Raw genomic sequence first — 25,322 nt, 5'->3', positions numbered from 1 at the left:
GGGTCGCTGCCGGGTGGTTACCGGACGCGCGCCAGTACGAAGCCGCTCCTTGCCGAGCGGGCAGGGCGGGCGACACGGAAGTTTGGGGATCGCGAAAGTTTCGAACTTTCGTGGAATCAAAAAATTCAGTCGATCGAAAACACGAGTTTGATCGACTGAGCCGATCAAAGCGGTCGCCGCCCGCGATTCCGGCGCGGCCGGAGGCGCTACGGGGGGACGAGACGGAAGGGCGGAATCGTGCATCCCAAGCTTATGACGCAGCGGGCGGGGTGTAGGAAAGTTCTTTTTATGTTCGCGGACTTCAACGCAGCTGCACGGCGGGCTGGTGGTGGCCGACTTCATCTTTCGCGGGCCGCCGCAGGGCGGGGTTGAGGCGGGCGACGCTGCACAGGCCAGCGACCACCGCGAGCCCGGCGGAGACCAAGGCGGGCATTGGGCCGGAGCCGTCGCCGAGCGCGAGGAGGGCGGCGATGAGGGTGGCGCCAAGCGTCTGCCCGGTGAGGCGGGTGGTCGAGATGAGGCCGCCGGCGGAGGCGGCGCGCTCGCGCGGCGCCGAGCCGATGATGACCCGGGCATTGGGCGAGAGGAACAGGCCGAAGCCGGCGCCGCACAAAGCCATGCGCCAGGCGATGTCCCAATAAGCAGGGTGGGCGGGGAGCCAGGCGAGGAGGAGCAGGGCGGCGGTGGCGATCCCCATGCCGATGCCGCCGAGCAGGCCCGCCGGCACCCGGTCCGACAGCGCGCCGGCGGCGGGGGCGACGAACATGGTGGTGAGCGGCCACGGGGCGATGATCGCGCCGACCGCGCCCGGGCTGAAGCCGTAGGCATGTTCGAGCCGGAAGGGCAGCGAGAGGATCAGCGCCATGGAGGCGATGAAGGCGGTGAAGGCGCCGAGGGTCGAGAGGGCGAAGACCGGGCGGGCGAGGAGGTCGACCGGCATGATCGGCCGCGGCTCGCCGAGTTCGCGGCGGACGAAGAAGAAGCCGATTAGCAGCCCGCTGGCGACGATCGCCGACGAGACGACGGGGGAGCTACCGTGGACCAAAGCCTCGAGCCCGGAGATGACGAGGCCGAAGGTGGCGGCGCACAGCACCGCGCCGAGCATGTCGAAATCCTCCGCCCGCTGCTGGATCTCCGGCAGATGGCGGCCGAGCAGCAGCGACAGGATCGCAAAGGGGACGGCGGAGGCGAATACCCAGGGCCAGGACCCAAAGGCGAGGATCGCACCGCCCAACGTGGGCGCGAGTGCCGCCGCGCTCGACACCACGACGCTGTTGACGCCGAGCCCGCGGCCGAGCTGGCGCTGCGGGTAGATGGCGCGGACGAGCGCGGTGGAGACGCTGAGCGCCGCGCCTGCGCCCAGCGCCTGCGCCGCGCGGACGACGAGCAGGAAGGGAAGCGAGCGGGCGAAGAAGCAGAGAAGCGACGCCACCGTGAAGACGATCTGCCCGATCTGGTAGAGCCGCCGGTGGCCGAGCCTGTCGCCCAGCGCGGAGAAGGGGAGGAGGGTCATGACCAGCACGAGCTGGTAGATCGTGACGACGAGCACCGCCTCGGAGCCGGAGACGTTGAGGTCGCGCGCGAGGGTGGGGAGGGCGACCGAGGGAATGGCGCCGTCGATGACGACCAGCGCGGTGCCGAACGACACCGCGCCGATCGCCAGGTAGCGGCGGGGGGTGGGGAGGCCTTCGCTCATTGATGCGTGAAGGCGCGAGGGGCGGAGGGGTTCCCGCTCCGGCTCTTGTTGCCCGGCCTCTGCTCCAGACTAAGGCTTTTTAAGAACGGCGACGGCGGCCGGTTTGACCGGTTCCAAGCGAGCAACCCGGCGGCCCCACTCCGTGATGATAATGTCCTCACCGGCTTCTGCGCGATGAACCAACTCACACAGTTTGGCCTTGGCGATGCTGAGGGGCACTTCCATGCAATTCACCCACGCTGACGTACGCATCGTTTATGCCTTCACCAGCTGACACCCGTCAAGCGACACTTGACAAAGGCTATGACCGGGACTAGGCGGTGTCGGTGCAGATCGAGAGCATTCGGCATAAGGCGCTCCGCCGCTTTGCCGAGACAGGAGTGTCGAAAGGGCTCCCACCCGGAAGCATCGACCGGTTGCGGAATATGCTGGCGTACTTGGCTGCGGTCGAAAGCGAGGACGAACTGCACGTGCCGCCCAATTTTGGCGCGCATCCCTTGACTGGCGATCGCAAGGGCACGTGGGCGCTTACCGTGACGCGCAACTGGCGGATGACGTTTTCGGTCAACACAGCTCCTGCGATCGAGGACATGGACCTGGAGGATTGTCACTGATGGCGATCAAGCTTCATTCGAGCTTTGCGGTGCATCCGGGTGTGTGGCTGCGCGCTGAGATTGTGGAGCCCGCGGGGCTCAGCGTGACTGGCTTGGCTGAGCGCCTTCACGTGACCCGCCAAGCGGCGAGCAACCTGCTCAACGGCAATGCCGGCCTATCGGCGGAGATGGCGATTAGGTGGGAAAAGGCGTTCGGCGTCAGGGCCGACACGCTGATGCGCATGCAGGCCGCGCATGAGCTGGCAAACGCTTGGGCGAGGGACGGCGAGGCGGCCTGAGCCCGCTGTGAGATCGCGGGCCTGGCAGTACGCTGTCATCCGCGATTGCCGAAGTCACGCGGACTAGGCGGGTCGAACAACAGCCTTTTCGGCTTGGACAATCGTTCTAGGCGAGGCGGCAGTGCCGGCAGCTTGTAGGCTTCACCTGCCAGTGGATCTACTCGTCCTGAAAGCACGTTCTGCACTTGGCCAAACACAGTACGCAGCGCGTCCAATCGGATAATCAACTGGTCTAAATCCGCCTCGTTGAACGCGAGATCATGCTGCGTGAAGCGCCCCCGCGCTGCGAACGTGACCAGAAATCCGACAGGCTCCCCCGATGCACGCCATCCCACTGATTGGAAGCCGTGGACATAGTAGTTCCGATACTCCCGGATGATATTCAGCTGATCGATCGCTTCCAGCAGAGTCTCTCGCGCATCCCCTTCTACCAGTTCATGGGCGATGGTGCGGGCGACATCGAGAAACTGCAAGCTCCCTAGATGAGCCGTCATGATGGTCACCGCGCGACTTGCTGGCTCTTCAGGACGTTCAAGGCCCGGCAAGCACGCTTTCCACTGGTACTCCACGTCATTCCAGACGGAGATCATATGTCCAAACTTCGCCATGAGCGAGTGATGCTCAGATGTAGGATGAGACATGGCTTGCCTGCCGGTTCATGAGTGAGCGTTAGTCATTTGGCCGGTGTTAACTTGGTTGGCCGCCACGCGCCTAAGTACATTCATCCTAGGCTCACAAAACTATCCAACACCCGTTTCCGCCCCGCGTGCTCGAAGTCGATCTCGAGCTTGTTGCCTTCGATTTCCGCCACGATTCCGTAGCCGAACTTGGAGTGGAACACCCTCTGCCCCAAGGCGATGTCGGTCCGCCCTGGGTTGCCTAGGCTTACGGCGGAGGCCTTCACCTCCATCACGCGGGAGGGGGTGCGTTCGAAGCCGCCGGTCACAGCGCGGCGCCAGCCGGGGCCGCGGGTGGTGCCGCGGGAGACGTCGGCGAAGGGATCGGCGCGTTCGGTCCAGTTGGCGCGCCAGAGGGACTCGCCGCCCGACATCGTCTGCTCGCTCTGGATGTGGGCTTCGGGGAGTTCCGTGACGAAGCGGCTCGGGATGCTGCTCGTCCACTGGCCGTAGATGCGGCGGTTGGCGGCGTGAAATATGAAGCACTTGCGGCGCGCTCTTGTGATCGCGACGTAAGCCAGCCGGCGCTCTTCTTCGAGGCTCGCATTGCCGCCTTCGTCCAATGCGCGCTGCGAGGGGAAGACGCCTTCCTCCCAGCCGGCGAGGAAGATCGTGTCGAATTCCAGGCCCTTGGCGGCGTGGATGGTCATGATCGTGACCTTCTCCGCCTCGCGCGCCTCGTCATTCTCCATCACGAGGCTGACGTGCTCGAGGAAGGCGCCGAGATTTTCATATTCCTCCATCGCGCGGGTCAGCTCGGTGAGGTTTTCGAGGCGGCCGGCGCTTTCGGCGGAGCGGTCGGCCTGGAGCATCGCCGTGTAGCCGCTCTCGTCCAGCACGAGGCGGGCGAGCTCCGGGTGGGGCAGCTCGGCGAGCCGCGAGCGCCAGCGGGCGATGTCGCCGACGAGGTTGCCCAATGCGCGGCGGGCCTGTGGGGTGAGTTCGTCCGTGTCGAGGATCTGCGCGGCGGCCTGCATCAGCGGCACGCCGGCGCGGCGGGCGAGATCGTGGATGCGCGCCACCGCCTTGTCGCCGAGGCCGCGCTTGGGGGTGTTCACGATGCGTTCGAAGGCAAGGTCGTCGGCGGGCTGGGCTATGGCGCGCAGGTAAGCGAGGGCGTCGCGGATCTCGGCGCGCTCGTAGAAGCGGAAGCCGCCGACGATGCGGTAGGGGAGGCCGATGGCGATGAACCGGTCCTCGAACTCGCGGGTCTGGAACTGGGCGCGGACGAGGATGGCGACCTGACTCGCGCGGGTGCCGCGGCGGCCGGCGGCCTCGATCTCGTCGCCGACGCGGCGCGCTTCCTCGGGCCCGTCCCAGACGCCGACGACCTGGACCTTCTCGCCCTCGCTTGCCTCGGTCCAAAGCGTCTTGCCGAGCCTGCCGCCATTATGGGCGATGAGGCCGGAGGCGGCGGCGAGGATGTGGGGGGTGGAACGATAATTCTGCTCGAGCCGGATCACCTTGGCGCCGGGAAAATCCTTTTCGAACTTGAGGATGTTCGCGACCTCCGCGCCGCGCCAGGAATAGATGGACTGGTCGTCGTCGCCGACGCAGCAAATGTTCTTCCTCTCCTGGGCCAGGAGGCGGAGCCAGAGATATTGGCTCTGGTTGGTGTCCTGATATTCGTCGACGAGGACATATTTGAATCGCTGCTGGTAGAGCTCCAACACGTCGCGGCGGGTGCGCAGGATGACCAGCATGTGGAGGAGGAGGTCGCCGAAGTCGCAGGCGTTCAGCGCCTTCAGCCGGTCCTGATACTGGCGGTAGAGGAGGGCGCCCTTGCCGCCGGCATAGGCCTCGGCCTCCCCGGCGTCGATCTGGTTGGGGGTCCAGCCGCGGTTCTTCCAGCGGTCGATGAGGCCGCCGAGCATCCGCGCCGGCCAGCGTTTCTCGTCGATGTCGTTAGCGCTGATCAGCTGCTTCAAGAGCCGCAGCTGATCGTCGGTGTCGAGGATGGTGAAGTTCGACTGGAGGCCGACCAGCTCGGCGTGGCGGCGCAGCATGCGGGCGGCGACCGAGTGGAAGGTGCCGAGCCACGGCATGCCCTCCACCGCCTCGCCGACGATGCGGCCGACCCGCTCCTTCATCTCGCGCGCCGCCTTGTTGGTGAAGGTGACGGCGAGGATCTCGCTCGGCCAGGCGCGGCGGGTGGCGATGAGGTGGGCCAGGCGGGCGGTGAGCGCGGCGGTCTTGCCGGTGCCGGCGCCGGCGAGGACGAGGACCGGGCCATCGACGGTCAGCACCGCCTCGCGCTGCGGCGGATTGAGGCCGCGGAGGTATCCGGGTTCGGGGGCGGCGGTCAGAGGTTGGGTCACGTCTGAACAGCTAGGGAACGGCGGCGGCGGGGGCAAGCGGCAGTTGGTGCTTGTCGCGGATACTGCGGATATGGCAGGAGGGTTCCAGAACAAAGAGAGGACGAGAAATGCCGACGGGTCGATGCCATTGCGGAGCGGTGCGCTACGAGATGCCTGCCGAGGCGATTCACCAGGCTTTGTGCCATTGCAGCGACTGCCGGCGCCACTCCGGCGCGCCGGCGGTGGCGTGGGCGCTGGTCAAGAAGGATGCGCTGAGCGTGGAGGGAGAGACGAAGGAATATGCCTCGTCCGAGCACGGCCGGCGGCATTTCTGCCCGGGCTGCGGGACGAGCCTGTTCTACACGAACGATGTCGTCTTTCCCGATGCGATCGACGTCCAGACCTGCACGCTCGACGAGCCCGACGCGGTGCCGCCGGCGGCGCAGATCCAGGTGGCGGAGCGGGTCGGCTGGATGGCGCGGCTCGGCGATCTGCCGGCGTTCGAGCGCTATCCGGGCTGAGCGGCTTCAGCCGAGGCGGCGGAGCAGGGTGATCTTCGCCTTGCCGTAGGTGCGCACCGCGTCCTCCTCGAAACCTTCCGCGGCGACTTCTTCGTCACGGGCGGTCTCGACGCTGGCATAGCCGCCGGGGGCGAGGGGCAGGCGGGCGAGGGCCGGCGCGGCGAGGCCGCTTCTATAGGGCGGATCGAGGAAGGCGAGGTCGATCTCGGCTGGGAGGCGGGCGTGCTCGGCGGAGAGCGCGAGGATGTCGCCGTCTGCGCCCAGCGCGGCGAGGTTGCGGCGGATGGTCTCGAGGGCGTGGCGGTCGGTCTCGACGAAGGTGCAGTGGGCCGCGCCGCGCGAGAGGGCTTCGAGGCCGAGGGCGCCCGAGCCGGCGAAGAGGTCGGCGACCTTGAGGCGTTCGAACGTGCCGAGGCGGCTGGCGAGCATCGAGAACAAGGCCTCGCGCGTGCGGTCCGAGGTGGGGCGGGTGGCCTGGCCCTGCGGCGCAAGGATCGGCCGCCCGCGCCAGCGGCCGGCGATGATCCTCATCTAGCCCCTCCCCTTCAGGGGAGGGGTTGGGGTGGGGCCTGTGCCGGTGCGGCGCTGTCGTGGTCGGCGCTGGTCACCGACATCCCCCACCCCCAACCCCTCCCCTGAAGGGGAGGGGCTTTTGAGCCCCTTCCTGAATTCGACGAGCTCGTGCTGGCGCACCTCGACGACGGCGCCGGCGGGGAGGTCGCCGAGCACGAAGGGGCCGTAGGCGACGCGGATCAGGCGGGAGACCTGGAGGCCGAGATGCTCGAGGACGTTGCGGACCTCGCGATTCTTGCCTTCGGTAAGGCGCATCTCGATCCAAACGTTGCGGCCGGTGCGCCGCTCCATGTTGGCGTCGATGGGGCCGTAGCGCATGCCGTCGACCTCGATGCCTTCGATCAGCGCCTCGAGCTGGTCCTGCGTCACGTCGCCGAAGGCGCGGGCGCGGTAGATGCGCTCGATCTTCGAGGAGGGCAGCTCGAGCTGGCGCTTCAGGCCGCCGTCGGTGGTGAGGAGGAGCAGGCCCTCGGTGTTGAGATCGAGCCGCCCGACCGGGACGACGCGCGGCAGCTCGGCCGGCAGCCGGTCGTAGATGGTCGGCCGTCCCGCCGGATCGCGCTCCGCGGTGAGGAGCCCGGGCGGCTTGTGGTAGAGGAAGAGGCGCGCCGGGGCCGCCGCCTGGACCGGCTTGCCGTCGACGCTGACTCCCTGGAGCGAGGTGAGGAGGGTTGCCGGGGTCTCGATCGGCGTGCCGTCGATGGCGATCCGCCGCTCCTCGATCATCCGCTCGATCTCCCGGCGCGACGCGATGCCGGCGCGGGCGAGGAGCTTGGCGATGCGCTGGGGCTCGCCCTTGACGTGGGCGCGCGGCGGCTCCGCTTCGGCGCGGGGAGCCTCAGCCGGGCGGCTCGGCGGCTTCGAGGCGCCGGATGCACGGCGCGGTTCATTCTCGCGCCGCGGGCGCCCGGGTTTGGCAGCGGCGCCGGCGGGCCGCTCCTGCCGGGCGTTGCGCTGCCGCTCCGGCTGTCCGGGGCCCCGGCGCGGCTCGTCCGCGTCGCGGGTGCCGCGCGCGCGTGGCGGCTTCGGGCCGGCTCCAGCGCGCCGGGGATCGTCCTGCCGGGCGCTGCGGAAGCCGCTTTTAGCACCGGTGCCGGAGGACCGATCTTCGCTGCCGCCGCGCCTTTGCTTCAACGGCCCCTCGGCGCGGCGGGGTTCGTCGTCGCGGGAGTGGCCGCGGGCACGCTCGGCCCTGCGGCCTGCGCCATCGGATGCAGAGGGCTGCGGCGGCCGGCGCGAGTCCGTCCGCTGGCCGGGGCGAGTCGGGCGTGCGGGGCGGCGGGGGCCTTTGGGGGGCGGGGGCAGGGCGATCCTCCTTCACCGCCAGAGCGGCGGAATTTTGCGCCCAGCCGCTGGCGCGGCGGGACACGCATCCCCATCTCGCTCGTTACGCAGGCATAACTGACGAAGAGGGGGCAACACGTCCTATAATGCTGTTTGGAAAGCGCGAAAGGGCGATCAGGCGCATCGTCATCGTCGAGGACGAGCCGCTCGTCGCGTTCGACAACGAGCATCTGCTCCGCGAGGCCGGCTATGAGGTGGTTGCGACCGTCGATAACCTGGCGGACGCGGTGCGGGTGCTGGGGGAGGATGACGATATCCACCTGGTGCTGAGCGACATCACCTTGTCGGGCGACGGCGACGGCACGGACGTTGCGCGCGCTGCCGCGGCGAAGGGGGTGCCGGTGCTGTTCGTGACCGGCACCTGCCCGGACGCGGCCCGGGCGCTGGCGATCGGCTGCCTCTCCAAGCCCTATTCGGACCGCATGCTGAGGAATGCGCTGGCGGCGCTGGACCGGAAGTTGCGCGGCGAGCCGGTGAAAAGGGTGCCAGCGGGCTTGAGTATTTACGAGGCGGTCTAGTGCCTCCCCATCGGAGATGGGGAGGGGGACCACCGAAGGTGGTGGAGGGGTAATTGCCGGGGCAGAAGGGCGTCCGTTTGATTAGCTCAGCGCCGGGTGAATACCCCTCCACCAGGTTTCACCTGGTCCCCCTCCCCATCCTGCGGATGGGGAGGAACTAGAGGGCGGCTTCGACCTGGTCGTGGAAGAATTTGATGCCCGTCTCCAGCGTGCCCAGCGTCAGTTCCCTAACCACGCCGGTCGCCAGCCCCTCCTGCCCCAAGGCAGCGGCGCGGAAGTCCTCTCCGGCAAAGACGCCTTCGTCGAGGAGGGTCCAGCTGCGGGCCCAATGGTCCTCCTCCCCGGGTGAGGCGGGCGTCTCGGGGATCAGCATGAAATCCTCGACCAGGGTGCGGCCGGCGGACTGCGGCATCAGCACCATGATGTTCACATAATCGGGGCTCATGATCATGATCGTGCCGGGGAAGAGCTGGTAGGCGAAGGTGATGACGGCCCGCAGCGCCGGCCAGTCCATATGATCGATGTTTGAAAGGTGGTCGGTGCGCCCGACGGCGGAGCGCTGGTGGATGCCGATAACGTCCATCGCGGTGACGCCGTCGGCGAAGAAGCGGGCGATGGTCGGCGAATGGAGCCGCTGGACGTGGTAGCTCTCCTGGAAGGCGTCCATGATCAGCTTCCAGTTGGCGGGGACGTCGTGGACGCGGCGGCGGTAGAGGTGGTGGCCGGCGAGGCCGAAGGCGTCGAACTCGGGGGCGAGCGCGGCGGCGTCGGTGAAATCGGCGGCTTCGTCGCGGGCAAACCAGAGGAGGCCGCCGGCTTCGATGCAGGGTATCTCGGCGAGGCCGTGGGCCGCCCTGTCGAGGCCGGGGAAGGTGTCGGGACGCGGCAGGCCGGCGAGGCTGCCGTCGAGCGCGTAAGACCAGGCGTGATAGGGACAGACGATGCGCGGCGCGCAGAGCGGCTCGGCGCCTTCGAGGAGGCGCGTGCCGCGGTGGCGGCAGACGTTCCAGAAGACGTGCGCCTTGCCGGCCTTGTCTCGGGCGAGGAGGAGGGGGAGGCCGAAGCCGTCGTGCGGCACCGCCATGTTGGGGCGCGGCAGCAGGGCCGAGGGGGCGATCACCATCGGCCGCTTCGCGAAGATCCGCGCCTGCTCGGCGGCGAAGCGCTCGGGGCTCGTGTAGACGGAGGCGGGCACCGTCTCGATGCCTTCGCCGAGGCTGGGCTGGCCCGACGCGATCAACCGCGCGAGCGCGAGCTGGCCCTCGGTAGGGCGCTGGCGGGCGGGCATGTCCATGGCGTCGCAGAGTGCGGCGAAGCGCTCGCGAAGGCAAGCGGAGGCGGATGGGGGTACGAGCCCAGCCCGGCCCCTCCCGGAAATCCGGGAGGGGAGAGGAGCTTCCATGACCGGGACGCCCCCTCCCGGAATTCCTGGGGGGTAGGGGGTGGGCCTTCTTGCGCCCCTAGCCATTCGCGCACGCGTGGCTAAGGTGGCGGCCCGACCCTCTAGGAGACGCAGTCGAATGGCATCCGCAGCACCACGGCCGAAGGGCTGGCGCCTGCTCAGGGCTGCACTCGCCACCCGCAAGTCGGGGACCATGCTCGCCTTCGGTTTCTCCTCGGGCATACCGTTCGCGCTGCTGATCGGTACTCTCAACGCCTGGCTCGGCGAGGCCAAGATCAACCTCGCGACGATCGGGGTGCTGTCCTGGATCGGCCTCGGCTACGCGTTCAAGTTCCTGTGGTCACCCTTGGTCGATCGGGTGCGGCTGCCGCTGCTCGACCGGTTGGGCCGTCGCAAGAGCTGGATCATCCTGTGCCAGGCGCTGCTCGCGGCGAGCTTCGCCGGCCTCGCGGCCACCGATCCGCGCACGGCGATCGGCACCTTCGCCCTGTTCGCGGTGATGGGTGCGCTCGCCTCCGCCACGCAGGACATCGCCGTCGACGCCTGGCGGATCGACGTCGCGGACGAGAAAACGCCGGTGGAACTGCTCTCCGCAATCTACCAGTTCGGCTACCGCATCGCGAGCATCGTCGGCGGCGCGCTGGCGCTGGTGCTGGCGGCGCGGATGTCGTGGCCGGCGGTGTTCCTGCTGATGGCGGGGGTGATCGTCCTCGTCCTCCTCTTCACCCTGACGGCGCCAGATACGGAGCGGCCCGACGTCACCGAGATGGAAGCGGCGCTCGGCCATGCCGGCGCGGTCGACGGCCGGCTGCGGGCTGTGGCGCTCGGCATCGTCGGCCTCGGCTGGGCTTGGGCGATCTTCTCGATCGGCCACTTCATGGTCAGCATGCTCGGCGACGCACCGCCGGGTACGAAGCGGCCGTCGGTGACCGATTTCACCAAGGGCACGGGGCCGTGGATCATCGTCGCGACGGTGCTGGTGCCGCTGGTCGTCGCGGCAACGGTCAATTGGCTGAAGGCGCATGGCCGCGGCGTGCAGACGGAGCAGCAGACCCGCCGCTCCGCCGGCCGGACGGCGATGAACCACCTTTATTCGGCGCTGGTCGCCCCATTGGCCGAGCTCACCGGACGGCTGGGATGGGCGGTGCTAATCGTGATCGGCTTCATCCTCACCTACACGCTCTGCTACAATATCTGGTCGTCCTTCGCATTCCCCTTCTACCTCGACGCGCTTCATTATTCGAAGGACGAGGTGGCATTCGCCTCCAAGGTGTTCGGCATCTTCATGACCATCGTCGGCATCAGCCTTGGGGGCTACATGTTCCTGCGGCTAGGGCGGATCCCGACCATCTTCATCGGCGCCGTCCTCCCGGTGCTCGGCAATTTCGTCTATGCCGATTTGGCCGAGGGCGGAGCGCATATCGACTGGGTCTCGCATTTGCTGTTCCTCGACAGGCTGGCGACGTCGATCGGTTCCGACGAGAGGATGGTGCGGCTGCTCCTCACTATTTCCTATGAGAACGTCTCGACCGGCATCGCCGGCGCGGCGTTCGTCGCCTACGTGTCGGGCATCGTCAGCAAGAAATTCACCGCCATCCAATATGCTTTGCTGTCGTCTCTGACCTTCCTCATCGGTACCCTCGGCCGCGGCATCGCCGGCGAGGCGTTCGACACCTACGGTTATGCGACGGTGTTCCGCTGGACGGCGGCGGCCGGAGTCTTCGCCGTGCTGTTCGTGGTGCTCGAAGGCTTCCGCGTCGGAGCCGAGCGGCGCCGCGAAGCGCGCCTCGCGCCCGCCGCCGGCGGTTCGGAGCTCGGCATGGTCGAAGGAGGCCCGGCGCGCTAAGCCATGCCGATTCTCGGCCTCTCGATCCTCGTCCAGATCGCCTGCGCGGTGCATTGCGTGCGGGGGCATCGCAATTCGATGTGGCTGATGGTGATCATCTTCCTGTCGCTGCCGGGCTGCCTCGCCTATGCGATCTTCGAAATCCTGCCGGGTCTTGCGGGGCGGCGCGAGGTGCGGATGGCGCGGGCGACGGCGGTTCGCCGGCTCAATCCGGATGGCGAGGTGCGCCGGGCCCGCGAGGCGCTGGAAGTGGCGGATACCGCGGCGAACCGCACGGCGCTTGGCGACGCGCTCGCCGAGCAGGGCGAATGGGGCGAGGCGGCGGTGCAGTATCGCGCTGCGATCGCGCGGGTGCCGGGCGGAGGGGACCGCGCGGCCCAGCTGCGGATCGCCCGCGCCGAGCTCGAGAGCGGCAACGACAAAGCGGCGCGGGCGCTGCTCGAGGCGCTGCCGCCGTCGGCCTCCGGTGCGGAGACGGATCGCGCCGCTTTGCTGCTGGCGCGGGCGCTGGAAGGCTGCGGCGAAACGGCACAGGCATTGGCGCTGTACGAGGACCTCGGGCGGCGGATGGCCGGCGGCGAGGCGCTTTGCCGGCGGGCGGGGCTGCTGATGTCAGAAGGCCGGCGCGGCGAAGCGCTGGAGCCGCTCACCGAGGTCGAACGGCGGCTGAAGCGACTCGACCGAATGGAGCGAACGAAGGACGCGCAGATGTACGATTGGGCGGTGCGGACGCTCGCGGAGCTGCGCGCCGGCTAGGTCGGCACCTGATTGTTCGCCCTGAGCACCTCGCCGGCGAGGTACAGGGATCCCATGATCAGCACGACGGGCGGTGCGGCGCGGTCGGCGTGGCGGGCGATCCAGGCGAGGGCGGAGGGTACGCTTTCGTCGGCCATGGCGGAAAGGCCGTTCGCCTTGGCGACGGCGGCGAGGTTTGCGGGGGCGTGGCAGGCGTGGTTCGGCACCGGGACGGCGTGGAGGGTCAGCTGGCGGCCGGCAAAGGCCTTCAGCACCCCCTGCGCGTCCTTGTTGGCGAGCAAGCCGAAGACGAGGTGGAAGGGGCGCCCGGCCGGCACGTGGGCGCGGAAATGGTCGGCGATAGCGCGGGCGGCGGCGGGATTGTGGCCGCCGTCGAGCCATAGCTCCGCGCCCGCGGGCAGCAGCGCGGAGAGCGGCCCGGCGCCGAGGCGTTGCAGCCGCCCCGGCCATTCCGCCCAGCCCATCGCCGCCTTGAGCGCCGAGTCCGGGACCCGCACCGCGACCTGGTGGCGCAGCATCGCCACCGCGAGCGCGGCGTTCGACGCCTGGTGGGCGCCGGCCAGGCGGGGGAGGGGGAGCTGGAGCGCCCCCCTAGAGTCGGAATATTCGAGCTTCTGCTTCGCCACCGTCGCATCCCAGCCGCGGCCCCGCGGTATCCAGCGGGCGCCCGCGGCGGCAGCCACCTCGCCGACGCGGTTGGCGAGGGCGTCGGGATAATGCTGGGTGAGGAGGGGTACGCCCGCCTTGGCGATGCCGGCTTTTTCGGCGGCGATACCTTCGATGCGGTCGCCGAGGAACTGCTGATGGTCGAGGCCGAGCTGGGCGATGCCGCAGGCCGCGGGGGTGGGGATGACGTTTGTAGCGTCGAGCCGCCCGCCGAGGCCGACTTCGACGATCGCCGCATCGGCGGGGGTGCGCGCGAAGGCGAGGAAGGCAGCCGCCGTCGTCGCCTCGAAGAAGCTGGGGGCGATGCCGTCGGCGGCGTCGAGCACTTCCTCCAGCAAGGCGGCGAGGGCGGCATCCTCGATCAGCGTGCCCGCGAGCCGGATGCGCTCGTTGAAGCGGACGAGGTGGGGGCTGGTGTAGACGTGCGCCTCGAGCCCGGCGGCCTCGATGGCGGCGCGGAGATAGGCGCAGGTCGAGCCCTTGCCGTTGGTCCCGGCGACGTGGAGGACCGGGGGGAGGCCCCGCTCCGGGTTGCCGAGGCGGGCGAGGAGGGCGGTGATACGCTCGAGGCCGAGCGTGTCGACGCCGGGCGAGAGGGTGCCGAGCCGGTCGAGCTGGCGCTGGACGGCGGGGTCGTCGGAAGTGGCGCGGTCAGCCACCTAGTCTCTCCCTGCCGCGAAGCGGCGGGGAGGGGGACCACCCGCGGGGTGGTGGAGGGGTATTGGCACCATCGGTGCGTGCGAATACCCCTCCACCAGCTTCGCTGGTCCCCCTCCCCATCTGGCGATGGGGAGGCACTGAAGGTTCACGCCGCGGCCCTTTCCTCCGGGGCGAGGTAGCCGATCAGCTGGGCGAGAATCGCCTTTAGCTCCTTCCGGTGCACGACCATGTCGATCATGCCGTGGGCGAGGAGATATTCGGCGCGCTGGAAGCCTTCGGGGAGCTTCTCGCGGATGGTCGATTCGATGACCCGCTGGCCGGCGAAGCCGATGAGCGCGCCGGGCTCGGCGATCTGGACGTCGCCGAGCATCGCGTAGGACGCGGTGACGCCGCCGGTGGTCGGATCGGTGAGGACGACGATGTAGGGGAGGCCGGCCTCTTTCAGTTCTGAGATGGCGACCGTGGTGCGCGGCATCTGCATGAGCGAGAGGATGCCCTCCTGCATGCGCGCGCCGCCGGCGGCGGTGAAGATGATGTAGGGGCAATGGTCGGCGATCGCGGCGCGGGCGCCGTCGACGAAGGCGGCGCCGACCGCCATGCCCATCGAGCCGCCCATGAAGGCGAAATCCTGGACCGCGACGATCGCCTTGCGGCCCTCCACTGTGCCGCGCGCCGTCATCAGCGCATCGGTCTCGCCGGTGGCGGCGCGGGCGGCCTTGAGGCGATCGGCGTAGCGCTTGGAATCGCGGAACTTCAATGGATCCTCGCGCACCTGCGGCGGCGGCAGGATGGTGTAGCCGGGGTCGAGCAGCATGCTGAACCGGGGGCGGGGGCCGATGCGGTCGTGATGATCGCAGCGCGGGCAGACGAAGAGATTCTCTTCCCATTCGCGCGTGAAGATCATCGCGCCGCAGGTCCGGCACTTGTGCCAGAGGTTCTCCGGCGTCTCGCGCTTGGGCAGGAATGGGATGCTGTTGCGGACGCGGTCCAACCAGCTCATGCGGTGTCTCCTTGGCGGCGGCGGATAGGACGGGAGGGGCGACGGGGCAACCTTTTGCCTCCCTGGCGCGAAGCGGTGGGGAGGGGGACCAAGCTATGCTTGGTGGAGGGGTAATCGCCGAGACCTGCTCCAGTTACCCCTCCACCACCCTGCGGGTGATCCCCCTCCCCATCTCACGATGGGGAGGTAGAGCTAGAGCGTGGCCTCTATTGCGCGCGCCGCTTCGTCGGGGTCCGCCGCCTGGGTGATGGGGCGGCCGACGACGAGGATGCTGGCGCCGGCGTCGAGGGCGGCGCGGGGAGTCATGACCCGTTTCTGGTCGGCGCTGGCGCCGCCGGCGGGGCGGACGCCGGGGACGACGAAGAAGCCGTCGTGCCAGAGGCGGCGGGCGGCGGCGACTTCGTTCCCGGAGCAGACCAGGCCGTCGAGGCCGGCATCGCGGGCCAAAGCGGCGAGGCGCTCGACCTGGGCGTGGGGATCGGCAGCGACGCCGATGGCGTTCAAATCGTCGGCATCGAGGCTGGTGAGGACGGTGACGGCGATCACCTTGGTGCCCGCGGGGGCGGCGGCCTTGGCATCCTCCATCATCGCGCGGCCGCCCGCGGCGTGGACGGTGAGGATGGCGGGCTCGAGCGGGCGCAGCGCCTGCACCGCCTTGCCGACCGTATTGGGGATGTCGTGGAGCTTCAGATCGAGGAACAAAGGCAGGCCGAGGTCGGCCATTTCGTGGACGCCGTGGCGGCCGTTGGCGCAGAAGAATTCGAGGCCGAGCTTCAGGCCGCCGACATGGCGGCGGACCTTGGTCGCGATCGTCTTCGCCCGCTCGAGATCGGGCGTGTCGATGGCGACGAAGATCGGGCTGCTCATGGAGTGGCGGTCGGCCAGGCTTCGCTGTCCCGCGCCACCCGCTCGTCGGCGGCATTGCTGACCGTGGTCGGCGCCGGCGCAACGGCCATGGCCGGAACGGAAGGCGCGGCGTTGCGCTCGATCGGCTCGAAGCGGCGGCGCAGCGACCACAATTTCGCGCGGTAGATGATCAGCGTCGGCAGCCAGCCGATGAGGAAGCCGAAGACGATGAGCAGCGGCAGGCGCACGTCGGCGATCAGCCCGCCCCAGAGCTTGAGCGGCACCACGGCCCAGTTCGCCTTCGCCCAGAGGACGAGGATCACCGTCAGCACGATCCAGAAGAGGGTCTTCAGAAACTGCATCCGCGCCTCCCAGCCTCCTGTCTATGGCGCGGCGGCGGGCGGTGCAACCGGGGAGGGCGGGTTTGGGGACGGGCCGATCTCGGCGTCGAGCGCGTCGAACAGGGGCTGGATGGCCTGCAGGCGGGGGCGCTCCTCGGCGAGGACGGCGCGAAACGCCTCGCGCTTCAGCTCCGCGACGAGGCCGGGCGGCAGGTGCGTGCCCTTCGGCAGGGCCGAGACGGTAATCTCGATCAAGCGGTCGGCGCCGTGGAGGCGGCCCCACAGATAATCGTTCTCCCGGTAGGCGCGGCTGAAGAAGGCGCCGAAGCTGTTGAGCTGGGTCCCCTTGAGCGTCGCCGCCGCACCGCCCGCGCGGATCGAGGTGGCGTCCTCGGGCGAGATGCGGTCGACCTTCACCGGGTGGAATTCGTCGAGCCCCTCGCCCTGGAGGAGGGGGAGGGTGGCGACGTCGTAAAAGGCGAAGCCGAGATAGGCGAGGATCAGGGTCCGCCGTTCCGGCTTGGGGAAGAGGGCGAGCGCCTCGGTCAGCCGCGCGTCCGCCTCGTCATCGACCGCCTTAAGGCCGAAGGCGGCGGCGAGGGCATCGAGCCGCTCGGAAATCTCGCCTTCCTCCGGCCAGGGGTGGCCGGCGGCCTCCTCATAGCGCTCGACGAGGCCGTAGACCGCCGCCTGCGCCCGCCGCACCGCGTCGCGCGGGCAGCCGGGCTGCTGCTCCATCTCGGCGAGGCGGCGGGACAGGAAGCGCAGGCGCCGCATGCGGAAGCCGAGGTCGAAATTGCGCAGGAACGCGACGACCTCATCCGTGCCGCCCGCTTCGCCGATCGCGTCCGGCCCCAGCAGCCCGCGGGCGCGGACATGCGCCCACAGCGCACCGCGGGTACCGTCGCGGCGCGTGTCGCGGGTGAGGGCGAGGGCGACTTCCTCGACGACGGCGGCGAGCTTGAGCTGGCCGTAGGCGGCATAGGCGAAGCCCGATTCGCGCGCGGCGACCGCCTGCGCCTTGGCCCGCCAGCCGGCGAGGCGCGCAGGGGTGGGGCGGAGGAGCAGCAGCGTGGCGCCGAACGCCCGCTCGATGGCGCGCTCGACCTGGGGCTGCATCGCCTCGACGATCTTGGTCATCCGTCGGACCCGCCGCGAGCGGCCGTCGATCGCCTCGAGATTGTCCCTGATCGGCTGCTCGCGCGGGATGTCGGAGAGGGCGCCGAAGATGGTCGCGAAGAAGCTCGGCGCCTCGGCTGGGCCGGTGTCGCCCAAGCGGACCGAATGGCGCCCGGGCTTGGGGTCGATATAGACGAAGCGGCGGTCGACCTCGCGGCGGGCGGGGCGGCTCTTCAGCGCCCCCATGGCGGGGCGGAACGGCGCGTTGGCGAGGACCGACCCGTCGATCAGCACCGCCGATTCGGCGTCGCCGATGGCGCTGTGGCGGGGGAGGGCGGCGGTGAGGAACGGTGCGCGCCCTGGCCAGGGCTGCCCGCGGGCGGCCAGCACGGCGTCGAGCTCGCCCACCTGGAACGGTGGGAAGGCGCCTGGGAAGCTCGCCGTCGCCCGCGCCGCGAAGACCAGGGCGGGCGCTTCGGCGAGCGGGGCGGCGGGCCCGGCCTCGCGGCGGAAGGAAAGGATGAGGCGGTGCTCGATCTCCGTAACTTCCGATGGTGAGTGGAGGCGCAGGCGCTCCGGATGGCCGTGGAAATCGGTGACGGTGACGAACAGGTCGAGCGGCTGGTGTTCCGGGAGCAGCGCCGGCCCCGCCTTTCCCGCCGCCATCGCGTCGAAGGCGCCGAGCAGCAATTCGCTGAAGCCGGGGCCGCTGAACGGCGGCGCGAACCAGCGGGCGCGGACGAAATTGGCGAGCTTGGCGCGCACTTCCTCGCGGTGCGCCGGCTCGACCGTCTGCTCGACCGAACTGCCGCGCCGCGCGGAAAGCGCCCAGGCGATCGGCACCGCCGCCCGCTTGGCGAAGCGGGAGACGCGGTTCACCGCCGGATCGAGCAGCCGGTCGACATCGGCATTGTCGAGCCATAGATCGGTCAGCGGGTCGAGGGACTGGCCGCTGGCAATCGCCTGGCCGAGGAAGACGGCGTTTATCCCGCCCGCGCTGGCGCCGGTGAGGATGTCGACGAGCACGCGCAACTCGAGATCGGCATGAGTCGCCAGCGCTTCGAGAAGCTTGCGGTAGACGCCCTCGGAGCCGTTCTCGCGCGGTGCCTTGGCGTGATAGGCGCGGCTGGCGCGGGCGAGGCGCCATACCTCCTTGGTGATGCCGTGCATGTAGACGGCAAGGCTGATGCCGCCATAGCAGATGAGGGCCAGCCGGAGCTCTTTCTCGCGCATTGCGGCCTTGGTGGCAGGCGAAAAGCGCGATGTCGAGCGGCCCTTCTGCCTCCCCATCCAGAGGATGGGGAGGGGGACCAGCGAAGCTGGTGGAGGGGTATTTGAAGGGGCGAGGGCGAACGGCGTTGGGGCTCTACGCCAAACCCCTCCACCACCTTCGGTGGTCCCCCTCCCCACGAGCTACCGCTCGCAGGGAGGCAGAGGGAAGTTCCATCGCATCCTTCGACTCGTCCCGCTGACCCCACACGTCGCCGTAACGAACGGGACTCGTGAGGATTTCCCGATTAGCCCCACCCTCGAAACGAACGCTGAGGGGCTTCGCACATGGTAAAACGTCTTCGCAGGATCGGCCTGCCGCGCGTCCTCGCGCTGGGACTTGCCGTGCTCACCAGCGCCGCTCCTGCCCAGACCGCTTTTTCGGCCCCGGCCCCGACCCCGCGCCTGCAGAGCCTCGAGCAGGCGGTCGCGTCCGTCGGCGACCCGGCGCTCGACGAGGCGGTCGCCACCAAGCTTCCAATCGTCCGCCAGGCCTTCGAGCAGGTCGGCGAGGGCAATGCGAGCTATTATGGCAACGAGCTTGCCGGCAACCGCACGTCGAGCGGCGAGCGCTTCGACCCGCACGCTTACACCTGCGCGCACCGCAGCCTGCCGCTGGGCACGAAGCTCCGGGTCACCAACCTCGCCAACGGCCGCAGCGTCATCGTCCGGGTCAACGACCGCGGGCCGTTCACGCGCGGCCGCATCCTCGACATGTCGCTCGCCGCGGCGCGCGACATCGCCATGATCGGCCCGGGCCACGCTCGCGTCCGTCTGGAAGTGGTGCGCGAAATAGCCTAACCTTGGGGGCCTGCGCCGCGGCGGCCAACCTCAGCTCAGCCGGGACTTCACCAGCGCACTGGCCCGCGCCATGTCGACCTGCCCGGCAAGCCGCTCCTTCACCAGCGCCATCACCCGGCCCATGTCCTTGACGGACGCCGCGCCCGTCTCCGCGACGATCGCCTCGATCGCCGCCTTCGCCTCGTCCTCGCTCATCTGCGCGGGGAGGAAGCCTTCGATGATTGCGACCTCCGCTTTCTCCTGGTCGGCGAGCTCCTGGCGGCCGCCCTGCTCGTAGAGCTGGATCGACTCGCGGCGCTGCTTGACCATCTTCTGGAGGACTTCCGTGACAGTGACGTCGTCGTCCGCGGGGGCGGTGCCGGTCCGCAGCTCGATGTCGCGATTCTTGATGGCCGACTGGATGAGGCGGATGGTCGCCGTCTTGGGTTTGTCGCCGCCCTTCATGGCGGTGACGAGGGCGGCCTTGAGGTCGTCGCGAATCATGGCATGTCCGGCTCTGCTGGTGCGGGAAAGGGCGAGGGATAGCGCCGCCCGCGCGCGTTTAATAGATTGACGCTGCCGCCCCCGCACCCTAGCGACCGGCGCTTAGCGACATCGCCGATCCGCAAGAAGGAGTGCCCGCCACGATGGCCCACGCCAGCCACACGCCTGCGCGAGTTGCAGGCGGTTCGGATCGGACCGTCGGAGCATGACTGCGTCACGCTCCGCCTACGATCCGAACGGAGCGACCGGCGTCCTGGTCCTGGCCGACGGCACGATCGTGTGGGGCAGGGGCTTCGGCGCCGAGGGCGAGGCGGTCGGCGAAATCGTCTTCAACACCGCGATGACGGGCTACCAGGAGGTGATGACCGATCCCTCCTACGCCTCGCAGATCCTCACCTTCACCTTCCCCCACATCGGCAATGTCGGCGCCAATTTCGAGGACGTCGAGGCGGACAATCCCTGGGCGCTGGGCGCTATCGTGCGGCAGGACGTGACGGAGCCGTCCAACTTCCGCGCGCTGCAGGGCTTCGACGCCTGGATGCGCTCCAACGGCCGCATCGGCCTGTCGGGGGTGGATACGCGCGCGCTGACCCGCAGGATCCGCACCAACGGCGCACCCAACGGGGTCATCGCCCACCGCGCGGACGGAGCATTCGACCTGGACGCTTTGCTCGAAAAGGCCCGCGCGTGGCCGGGGCTGGAGGGCATGGACCTCGCGAAGGAGGTGTCGTGCCGGCAGATGTACCGCTGGTCCGGCGGCCGCTGGAACCTGGGCGAGGGCTACGGCGAAGGGGAGGGGAGCGAGGACCGCCCCCACGTCGTCGCCATCGACTACGGATCGAAGCGCAACATCTTCCGCAACCTCGCCGACGCCGGCGCCCGCGTCACCGTCCTCCCCGCTACCGCGAGCTTCGACGAGGTGATGGCGCACAAGCCCGACGGCATCTTCCTCTCCAACGGACCCGGCGATCCCGCGGCGACGGGCGCATATGCCGTGCCGGTGATCCGTCAGCTCCTCGACACGGGAAAGCCCCTGTTCGGCATCTGCCTCGGCCACCAGCTGCTTGGGCTCGCGGTCGGCGCGAAGACGGTAAAGATGCACCAGGGCCACCGCGGCGCCAACCACCCGGTCAAGCGCCTCGCCGACGGCAAGGTCGAGATCACCAGCATGAACCACGGCTTCGCGGTGGAGACGGAGACGCTGCCCGACAATGCGCGGGCGACGCACATCTCGCTGTTCGACGGCAGCCTCGCCGGGCTGGAGCTGACCGACCGGCCCGCGTTCAGCGTCCAATATCACCCGGAGGCGAGCCCGGGGCCGCAGGACAGCACGTATCTGTTCGGGAAGTTCGTGGACCAGCTTGGGGCCATTCGGTGAGCCTGAGCCAGAGCAAGATCGATTTGGCGGTTCTCTACAAGCTGCACCAACACGCTGACCAAGGCGGCGGCGGGATTCCTCCCGGTGAGATCACGTACCTGTTTGAGCCTGCGATGCCGCTCCGCCGGATTGAGCTCGCGCTGAGAGAACTGCTCAAGATCGGTGATGTTGAGCAGGAATATCATCCTCACTATCTTGAAGAAGGGCTCTGGCAGGTCTCGAGAGAGGGAATCGCCAAGGTCGATAGAGCGCTACGGGTGCCTGCGTCATTCATCGCGAGGCTACACGTAAATGGAGACCATTGGCTGGAGAGCGAAGAAGCTAGACAAGCTGTCCTGAAGAAGCTGCCGCCTGTCGCCAGCATAAAGGCCGAGCCTGACGTCACGATGACGGCTCCTTTCACCCCGGGCCACGAGCGATCCGTCGATTGGACGAAATGGGGGGCCGTCGCCGCTTGGTTGGCGCTCCCCGTCGCCATAGCTGGCGTTGCGATCACCATTTGGTTGAGCAAATGATTAGGATCAGGTGCCTTTCTCTCATTGCTGCGGCACTGACCCTCTCCGCCTGCGCCACCGCGCGCCTTCACACCGACGCCGAACTCGCCGACGTCACCCGGGTCTGCGGACTCGCCGCCGGGGAGCTGGTGCAGGAGGAGGAGGATCCGCGCATTTTGTTCCTCGTTCGCCCGAAGGCGAGCCCGCGCGAGCGGGGCTGCGCGATGCGCTGGGCGAAGCGCAACCATCTCCACCTCGCTTATGTCGAGGGCATCGAGCTCAAGGACAGATAGGTGCGGCGCAATCCCTTTCTGCCGGCTCTCGCCGTCCCGATGCTCCTCGCAGGCGTCGCATCCCCGGTCTCGGCTTCCTCCGGCTACATCCAGCGATGCAGCCGGTTTCTCAGCGATCACTGGCGACGAGACACTGCAGTCCATGCCGTCGATTCGTCGCTTCATCTTCCCGTCGTGCTGATCAATGTGCCCGTCCACGGACGTAACGAGCGTTACCCGAAGGCAATCGGCACCCTCAAGGCCGCCTTTCCGAGCTTCGAGGAGGCTCGTGGAAGCGGAATATTGCTCGGCTGTTGTGCGATCCCCGTCTGGGGAGCGATCTCCTTCGAAGATCTGACGAGGCTTAAAGATACCCGCTTTGCCGCCCTCTGCGCGGCGGCCCGGCGGTCCCGTTCCACTGCCGCAAGCGTGCGGATCGAGTTCCGCGCGACCTACGATACCGACGGAGCAACGGACCCTTATTTCTTCTCCTATTGGACCCGGAAACCCCACCCCTGATGCCCAAGCGTACCGACATCTCCTCGATCCTCATCATCGGCGCGGGGCCGATCGTCATCGGCCAGGCGGCGGAGTTCGATTATTCGGGGACGCAGGCGGCCAAGACGCTGAAGGCGGAAGGCTATCGGATCGTCCTCGTCAATTCGAACCCCGCGACGATCATGACCGATCCGGAGCTGGCGGACGCCACCTATGTCGAGCCGATCACGCCCGAATATGTCGCCGCGATTATCGAGAAGGAGCGGCCGGACGCGGTGCTGCCGACGATGGGTGGGCAGACGGCACTCAACACGGCGCTGGCCTTGTTCAAGGACGGGACGCTGGAGAAATACGGCGTCACCATGATCGGCGCCGACGCCGAGGCGATCGAGAAGGCCGAGGACCGGCTCAAGTTCCGCGATGCGATGAGCCGCATCGGGCTCGAAAGCCCCGCGTCCGAGATCGCGCACAGCCTCGACGAGGCGATGCGGGCGCTGGAGACGATCGGGCTGCCGGCGATCATCCGGCCGTCCTTCACGCTCGGCGGTACCGGGGGCGGGGTGGCGTACAACCGCGAGGAGTTCGTCGAGATCGTCACCGGCGGCCTGGACGCTTCGCCGACCACCGAGGTCCTGATCGAGGAATCGGTGCTCGGCTGGAAGGAATATGAGATGGAGGTGGTCCGCGACCGGGCGGACAATGCCATCATCATCTGCTCCATTGAGAATGTCGACCCGATGGGCATCCATACGGGCGATTCCATCACCGTCGCGCCGGCGCTGACGCTCACCGACAAGGAATATCAGGTGATGCGCAATGCCAGCATCGCCTGCCTGCGGGAAATCGGCGTCGAAACAGGCGGTTCCAACGTCCAGTTTGCGGTCAATCCGAAGAACGGCCGGCTCGTCGTCATCGAGATGAACCCGCGGGTCAGCCGTTCCTCTGCGCTCGCCTCCAAGGCGACAGGCTTCCCGATCGCCAAGGTCGCCGCCAAGTTGGCGGTGGGGTACACATTGGACGAGATCCAGAACGACATTACCGGCGTCACCCCGGCCTCGTTCGAGCCGACGATCGACTATGTGGTCACCAAAATCCCGCGCTTCGCGTTCGAGAAGTTCAAAGGGGCTGAGCCTTTGCTCTCCACCGCGATGAAGTCGGTCGGCGAGGCGATGGCGATCGGCCGCTCGATCCACGAGAGCCTCCAGAAAGCGCTCAGGAGCCTCGAGACGGGCCTCACCGGCCTCGACGGCGTCAAGGCGCTGTACGGCGCTCCCAGGGCCGAAATCGAGGCGGCGCTGGCGCGGCCGACGCCGGACCGGCTGCTCGTCGCCGCGCAGGCGCTGCGCGAGGGCTTCACCGTCGCCGAGATCAACGCCATCACCCATTACGATCCGTGGTTCCTCGAGCGGCTCCACGAGATCGTCGAGGCGGAGCGGGAGGTGGAGGCGCAGGGGCTTCCCACCGACGCTGTGGGCATGCGGCGCCTCAAGGCGATGGGGTTTTGCGACAAGAGGCTGGCGGAGCTCGCCATCCGCTCGGCGCATCTCAAGGACCGGGTGCTGGGCAAGGTCGCGGCGCGCAGCCACGGACTCATCCATGACGCGGTGAAGGCGCTCGCCGGCGCGACCACCGAGGACGAAGTGCGGGCGCTGCGCCACAAGCTCGGCGTACGGCCGGTGTTCAAGCGCATCGACACGTGCGCCGCCGAGTTCGAGGCGAAGACGCCCTACATGTATTCCACCTACGAGGCGCCGAGCTTCGGCGAGCCGGAGAATGAGGCGCAGCCGTCGGACCGCCGCAAGGTGGTCATCCTCGGCGGCGGGCCGAACCGGATCGGGCAGGGCATCGAGTTCGATTATTGCTGCTGCCACGCCTGTTACGCCTTGGCGGACGCGGGCTTCGAGACGATCATGATCAACTGCAACCCCGAGACGGTGTCGACCGACTACGACACGTCCGACCGGCTGTACTTCGAGCCGCTCACGATCGAGGACGTGCTCGAGATCGTCGAGGTCGAGCAGCCGGCCGGCGTCGTGATCCAGTTCGGTGGCCAGACGCCCCTGCGGCTCGCGAAGCGCCTGATCGAGGCGGGCGTCCCGATCCTCGGCACGCCGTTTCACGCGATCGACCTGGCCGAGGACCGGCAGCGGTTCGGCTCGCTGCTCGACTCGATCGGCCTGAAGGCGCCGGCCTGGGCGATCGCGAGCACGCCCGACGAGGCGGCCGAGGCGGCCGCGAAGATCGGCTACCCGGTGCTGGTGCGGCCGAGCTACGTGCTCGGTGGCCGGGCGATGCGCATCTGCTACGACGAGGAGATGCTGCGCTCGGGGCCGATCGCCTCGAGCACGCTCGTCGACTCGTTCGTCGAGGACGCCATCGAGATCGACGTCGACGCGGTGTCCGACGGCGACGACGTGCTGATCGGCGCCGTCATGGAGCACGTCGAGGAGGCCGGCATCCACAGCGGCGACTCGGCCTGCGTGATCCCGGCGCTCGCCATCGGCGACGACGTCGAGGCCGAGGTGCGGCGGCAGACGCGCGAGCTCGCGCGCGCGCTGGGCGTGGTCGGGCTCGTCAACGTGCAGTTCGCCGTCCGCGACGGCGAGGTGTTCGTGATCGAGGCGAACCCGCGGGCATCGCGCACGGTGCCATTCGTTGCCAAGGCCACCGGCATGCCGCTGGTCGAGGCCGCCTGCCGCGTCGCGCTCGGCGACCGCATCGCCGACCTCGGCCTGCGCGAGACGACGCCCACGGTGGTCTCGGTGAAGGAGGCCGTGCTGCCGTTCGCGCGGTTCCCCGGCGCCGACGCGCTCCTCGGCCCCGAGATGCGGGCGACGGGCGAGGTGATGGGCATCGGCCCCGACTTCGCCACGGCCTTCGCCAAGGCCTCCCGCGCCGCCGGCCAGCCGCTGCCGGGGACGCGTGCCGATCGGCAGTCGGCCGTTGCGATCACCGTCAACGACCGCGACAAGC

At 68.8% G+C, this 25,322-nt stretch carries 25 protein-coding genes; 12 read left to right on the top strand and 13 right to left on the bottom strand.

The genetic code is table 11. The annotated features are described in order from the left end of the window. Nucleotides 1–301: 301 nt before the first annotated feature. Together VGC56_RS00125 and VGC56_RS00120 are read right to left on the bottom strand one after the other, a co-directional pair. The gene (locus VGC56_RS00125; RefSeq protein WP_464122365.1) at nt 302–1,696 is read right to left on the bottom strand and encodes an MFS transporter; all 1,395 of its coding nucleotides are present in this window, start codon (nt 1,694–1,696) and stop codon (nt 302–304) included. Nucleotides 1,697–1,765: 69 nt separating this feature from the next. Further along, nucleotides 1,766–1,921: a type II toxin-antitoxin system Phd/YefM family antitoxin gene (locus tag VGC56_RS00120; RefSeq protein ID WP_464122363.1), complete on the bottom strand. Its 156-nt coding sequence runs from the start codon at nt 1,919–1,921 to the stop codon at nt 1,766–1,768. A gap of 101 nt (nt 1,922–2,022) precedes the next feature. On the opposite strand from VGC56_RS00120, the gene VGC56_RS00115 reads away from it, so the two are divergent. Both VGC56_RS00115 and VGC56_RS00110 read left to right on the top strand, forming a co-directional pair. Next, nucleotides 2,023–2,310 (top strand): type II toxin-antitoxin system RelE/ParE family toxin, encoded by a 288-nt coding sequence (locus VGC56_RS00115; RefSeq protein ID WP_464122361.1) that lies wholly within the window; start codon nt 2,023–2,025, stop codon nt 2,308–2,310. Beyond that, nucleotides 2,310–2,588 (top strand): HigA family addiction module antitoxin, encoded by a 279-nt coding sequence (locus VGC56_RS00110; RefSeq protein WP_464122359.1) that lies wholly within the window; start codon nt 2,310–2,312, stop codon nt 2,586–2,588. The genes VGC56_RS00115 and VGC56_RS00110 overlap by 1 nt, the downstream gene beginning before the upstream one ends. Before the next feature lie 35 nt (nt 2,589–2,623). On the opposite strand, the gene VGC56_RS00105 is transcribed toward VGC56_RS00110, so the two are convergent. Continuing rightward, on the bottom strand, nt 2,624–3,178 hold the full coding sequence (locus tag VGC56_RS00105; RefSeq protein ID WP_464122357.1) for a hypothetical protein: 555 nt from the start codon (nt 3,176–3,178) through the stop codon (nt 2,624–2,626). Between the two features lie 131 nt (nt 3,179–3,309). Next, the gene (locus VGC56_RS00100; protein ID WP_464122355.1) at nt 3,310–5,583 is read right to left on the bottom strand and encodes an ATP-dependent helicase; all 2,274 of its coding nucleotides are present in this window, start codon (nt 5,581–5,583) and stop codon (nt 3,310–3,312) included. A gap of 107 nt (nt 5,584–5,690) precedes the next feature. Between VGC56_RS00100 and VGC56_RS00095 the strand changes: the two genes are divergently transcribed. Further along, nucleotides 5,691–6,083 carry a GFA family protein gene (locus tag VGC56_RS00095; RefSeq protein WP_464122353.1) on the top strand — a complete coding sequence of 131 codons (393 nt, stop codon included), beginning with the start codon at nt 5,691–5,693 and terminating at the stop codon, nt 6,081–6,083. A 6-nt stretch (nt 6,084–6,089) separates the two neighbouring features. Here VGC56_RS00095 and rsmD read toward each other — a convergent pair whose 3' ends face one another. Both rsmD and VGC56_RS00085 read right to left on the bottom strand, forming a co-directional pair. Next, nucleotides 6,090–6,614: a 16S rRNA (guanine(966)-N(2))-methyltransferase RsmD gene (gene rsmD / locus VGC56_RS00090; protein ID WP_464122350.1), complete on the bottom strand. Its 525-nt coding sequence runs from the start codon at nt 6,612–6,614 to the stop codon at nt 6,090–6,092. Next, nucleotides 6,615–7,790: a pseudouridine synthase gene (locus VGC56_RS00085; protein WP_464122348.1), complete on the bottom strand. Its 1,176-nt coding sequence runs from the start codon at nt 7,788–7,790 to the stop codon at nt 6,615–6,617. A 296-nt stretch (nt 7,791–8,086) separates the two neighbouring features. Between VGC56_RS00085 and VGC56_RS00080 the strand changes: the two genes are divergently transcribed. Then, complete coding sequence (locus VGC56_RS00080; protein WP_464122345.1) at nt 8,087–8,518, top strand: response regulator; 432 nt, start codon at nt 8,087–8,089, stop codon at nt 8,516–8,518. Nucleotides 8,519–8,675: 157 nt separating this feature from the next. On the opposite strand, the gene VGC56_RS00075 is transcribed toward VGC56_RS00080, so the two are convergent. Then, a complete protein-coding gene (locus tag VGC56_RS00075) occupies nt 8,676–9,812 on the bottom strand; it encodes an aromatic ring-hydroxylating oxygenase subunit alpha (protein WP_464122342.1) in 1,137 nt (378 codons plus the stop codon). A gap of 226 nt (nt 9,813–10,038) precedes the next feature. On the opposite strand from VGC56_RS00075, the gene VGC56_RS00070 reads away from it, so the two are divergent. Next, a complete protein-coding gene (locus VGC56_RS00070; RefSeq protein WP_464122340.1) occupies nt 10,039–11,766 on the top strand; it encodes an AmpG family muropeptide MFS transporter in 1,728 nt (575 codons plus the stop codon). 3 nt (nt 11,767–11,769) lie between these two features. Continuing rightward, on the top strand, nt 11,770–12,522 hold the full coding sequence (locus tag VGC56_RS00065; protein ID WP_464122336.1) for a tetratricopeptide repeat protein: 753 nt from the start codon (nt 11,770–11,772) through the stop codon (nt 12,520–12,522). On the opposite strand, the gene VGC56_RS00060 is transcribed toward VGC56_RS00065, so the two are convergent. The 5 genes from VGC56_RS00060 to VGC56_RS00040 form a co-directional block, all read right to left on the bottom strand. After that, entirely contained in the window at nt 12,519–13,847 is a 1,329-nt protein-coding gene (locus VGC56_RS00060; RefSeq protein ID WP_464122334.1) for a bifunctional folylpolyglutamate synthase/dihydrofolate synthase, read from the bottom strand. The genes VGC56_RS00065 and VGC56_RS00060 overlap by 4 nt on opposite strands. A 146-nt stretch (nt 13,848–13,993) precedes the next feature. Beyond that, nucleotides 13,994–14,848: an acetyl-CoA carboxylase, carboxyltransferase subunit beta gene (gene accD, locus VGC56_RS00055; protein WP_464122332.1), complete on the bottom strand. Its 855-nt coding sequence runs from the start codon at nt 14,846–14,848 to the stop codon at nt 13,994–13,996. 192 nt (nt 14,849–15,040) lie between these two features. Then, entirely contained in the window at nt 15,041–15,715 is a 675-nt protein-coding gene (gene pyrF, locus VGC56_RS00050; protein WP_464122329.1) for an orotidine-5'-phosphate decarboxylase, read from the bottom strand. Then, a complete protein-coding gene (locus tag VGC56_RS00045) occupies nt 15,712–16,056 on the bottom strand; it encodes a hypothetical protein (RefSeq protein ID WP_464122327.1) in 345 nt (114 codons plus the stop codon). The genes pyrF and VGC56_RS00045 overlap by 4 nt, the downstream gene beginning before the upstream one ends. A 21-nt stretch (nt 16,057–16,077) precedes the next feature. Then, nucleotides 16,078–18,387 (bottom strand): patatin-like protein, encoded by a 2,310-nt coding sequence (locus VGC56_RS00040; protein WP_464122325.1) that lies wholly within the window; start codon nt 18,385–18,387, stop codon nt 16,078–16,080. 324 nt (nt 18,388–18,711) lie between these two features. Between VGC56_RS00040 and VGC56_RS00035 the strand changes: the two genes are divergently transcribed. After that, entirely contained in the window at nt 18,712–19,224 is a 513-nt protein-coding gene (locus tag VGC56_RS00035; protein ID WP_464122323.1) for a septal ring lytic transglycosylase RlpA family protein, read from the top strand. Between the two features lie 30 nt (nt 19,225–19,254). Here the strand turns inward: VGC56_RS00035 and VGC56_RS00030 are convergent, their stop codons facing one another. Then, nucleotides 19,255–19,707 (bottom strand): GatB/YqeY domain-containing protein, encoded by a 453-nt coding sequence (locus VGC56_RS00030; RefSeq protein WP_464122321.1) that lies wholly within the window; start codon nt 19,705–19,707, stop codon nt 19,255–19,257. Between the two features lie 205 nt (nt 19,708–19,912). Between VGC56_RS00030 and carA the strand changes: the two genes are divergently transcribed. From carA to carB, 5 genes are all read left to right on the top strand, one after another. Continuing rightward, nucleotides 19,913–21,085: a glutamine-hydrolyzing carbamoyl-phosphate synthase small subunit gene (carA, locus tag VGC56_RS00025; RefSeq protein WP_464122319.1), complete on the top strand. Its 1,173-nt coding sequence runs from the start codon at nt 19,913–19,915 to the stop codon at nt 21,083–21,085. After that, nucleotides 21,082–21,600 carry a hypothetical protein gene (locus tag VGC56_RS00020; protein ID WP_464122317.1) on the top strand — a complete coding sequence of 173 codons (519 nt, stop codon included), beginning with the start codon at nt 21,082–21,084 and terminating at the stop codon, nt 21,598–21,600. The genes carA and VGC56_RS00020 overlap by 4 nt, the downstream gene beginning before the upstream one ends. After that, on the top strand, nt 21,597–21,872 hold the full coding sequence (locus VGC56_RS00015; protein ID WP_464122315.1) for a hypothetical protein: 276 nt from the start codon (nt 21,597–21,599) through the stop codon (nt 21,870–21,872). Before VGC56_RS00020 ends, VGC56_RS00015 begins: the two co-directional genes overlap by 4 nt. Then, on the top strand, nt 21,873–22,370 hold the full coding sequence (locus VGC56_RS00010; protein WP_464122313.1) for a hypothetical protein: 498 nt from the start codon (nt 21,873–21,875) through the stop codon (nt 22,368–22,370). Further along, nucleotides 22,370–25,322, top strand: a 2,953-nt coding sequence (carB, locus tag VGC56_RS00005) for a carbamoyl-phosphate synthase large subunit (protein WP_464122311.1), incomplete at its 3' end; no start/stop codon positions are given. The genes VGC56_RS00010 and carB, both read left to right, overlap by 1 nt.

This window comes from Allosphingosinicella sp. (assembly GCF_036403745.1).
GTDB lineage: Bacteria > Pseudomonadota > Alphaproteobacteria > Sphingomonadales > Sphingomonadaceae > Allosphingosinicella.
The sequence above is the reverse complement of the archived record's forward strand: the minus strand, read 5'-3'. Positions and strand labels throughout refer to the sequence as shown.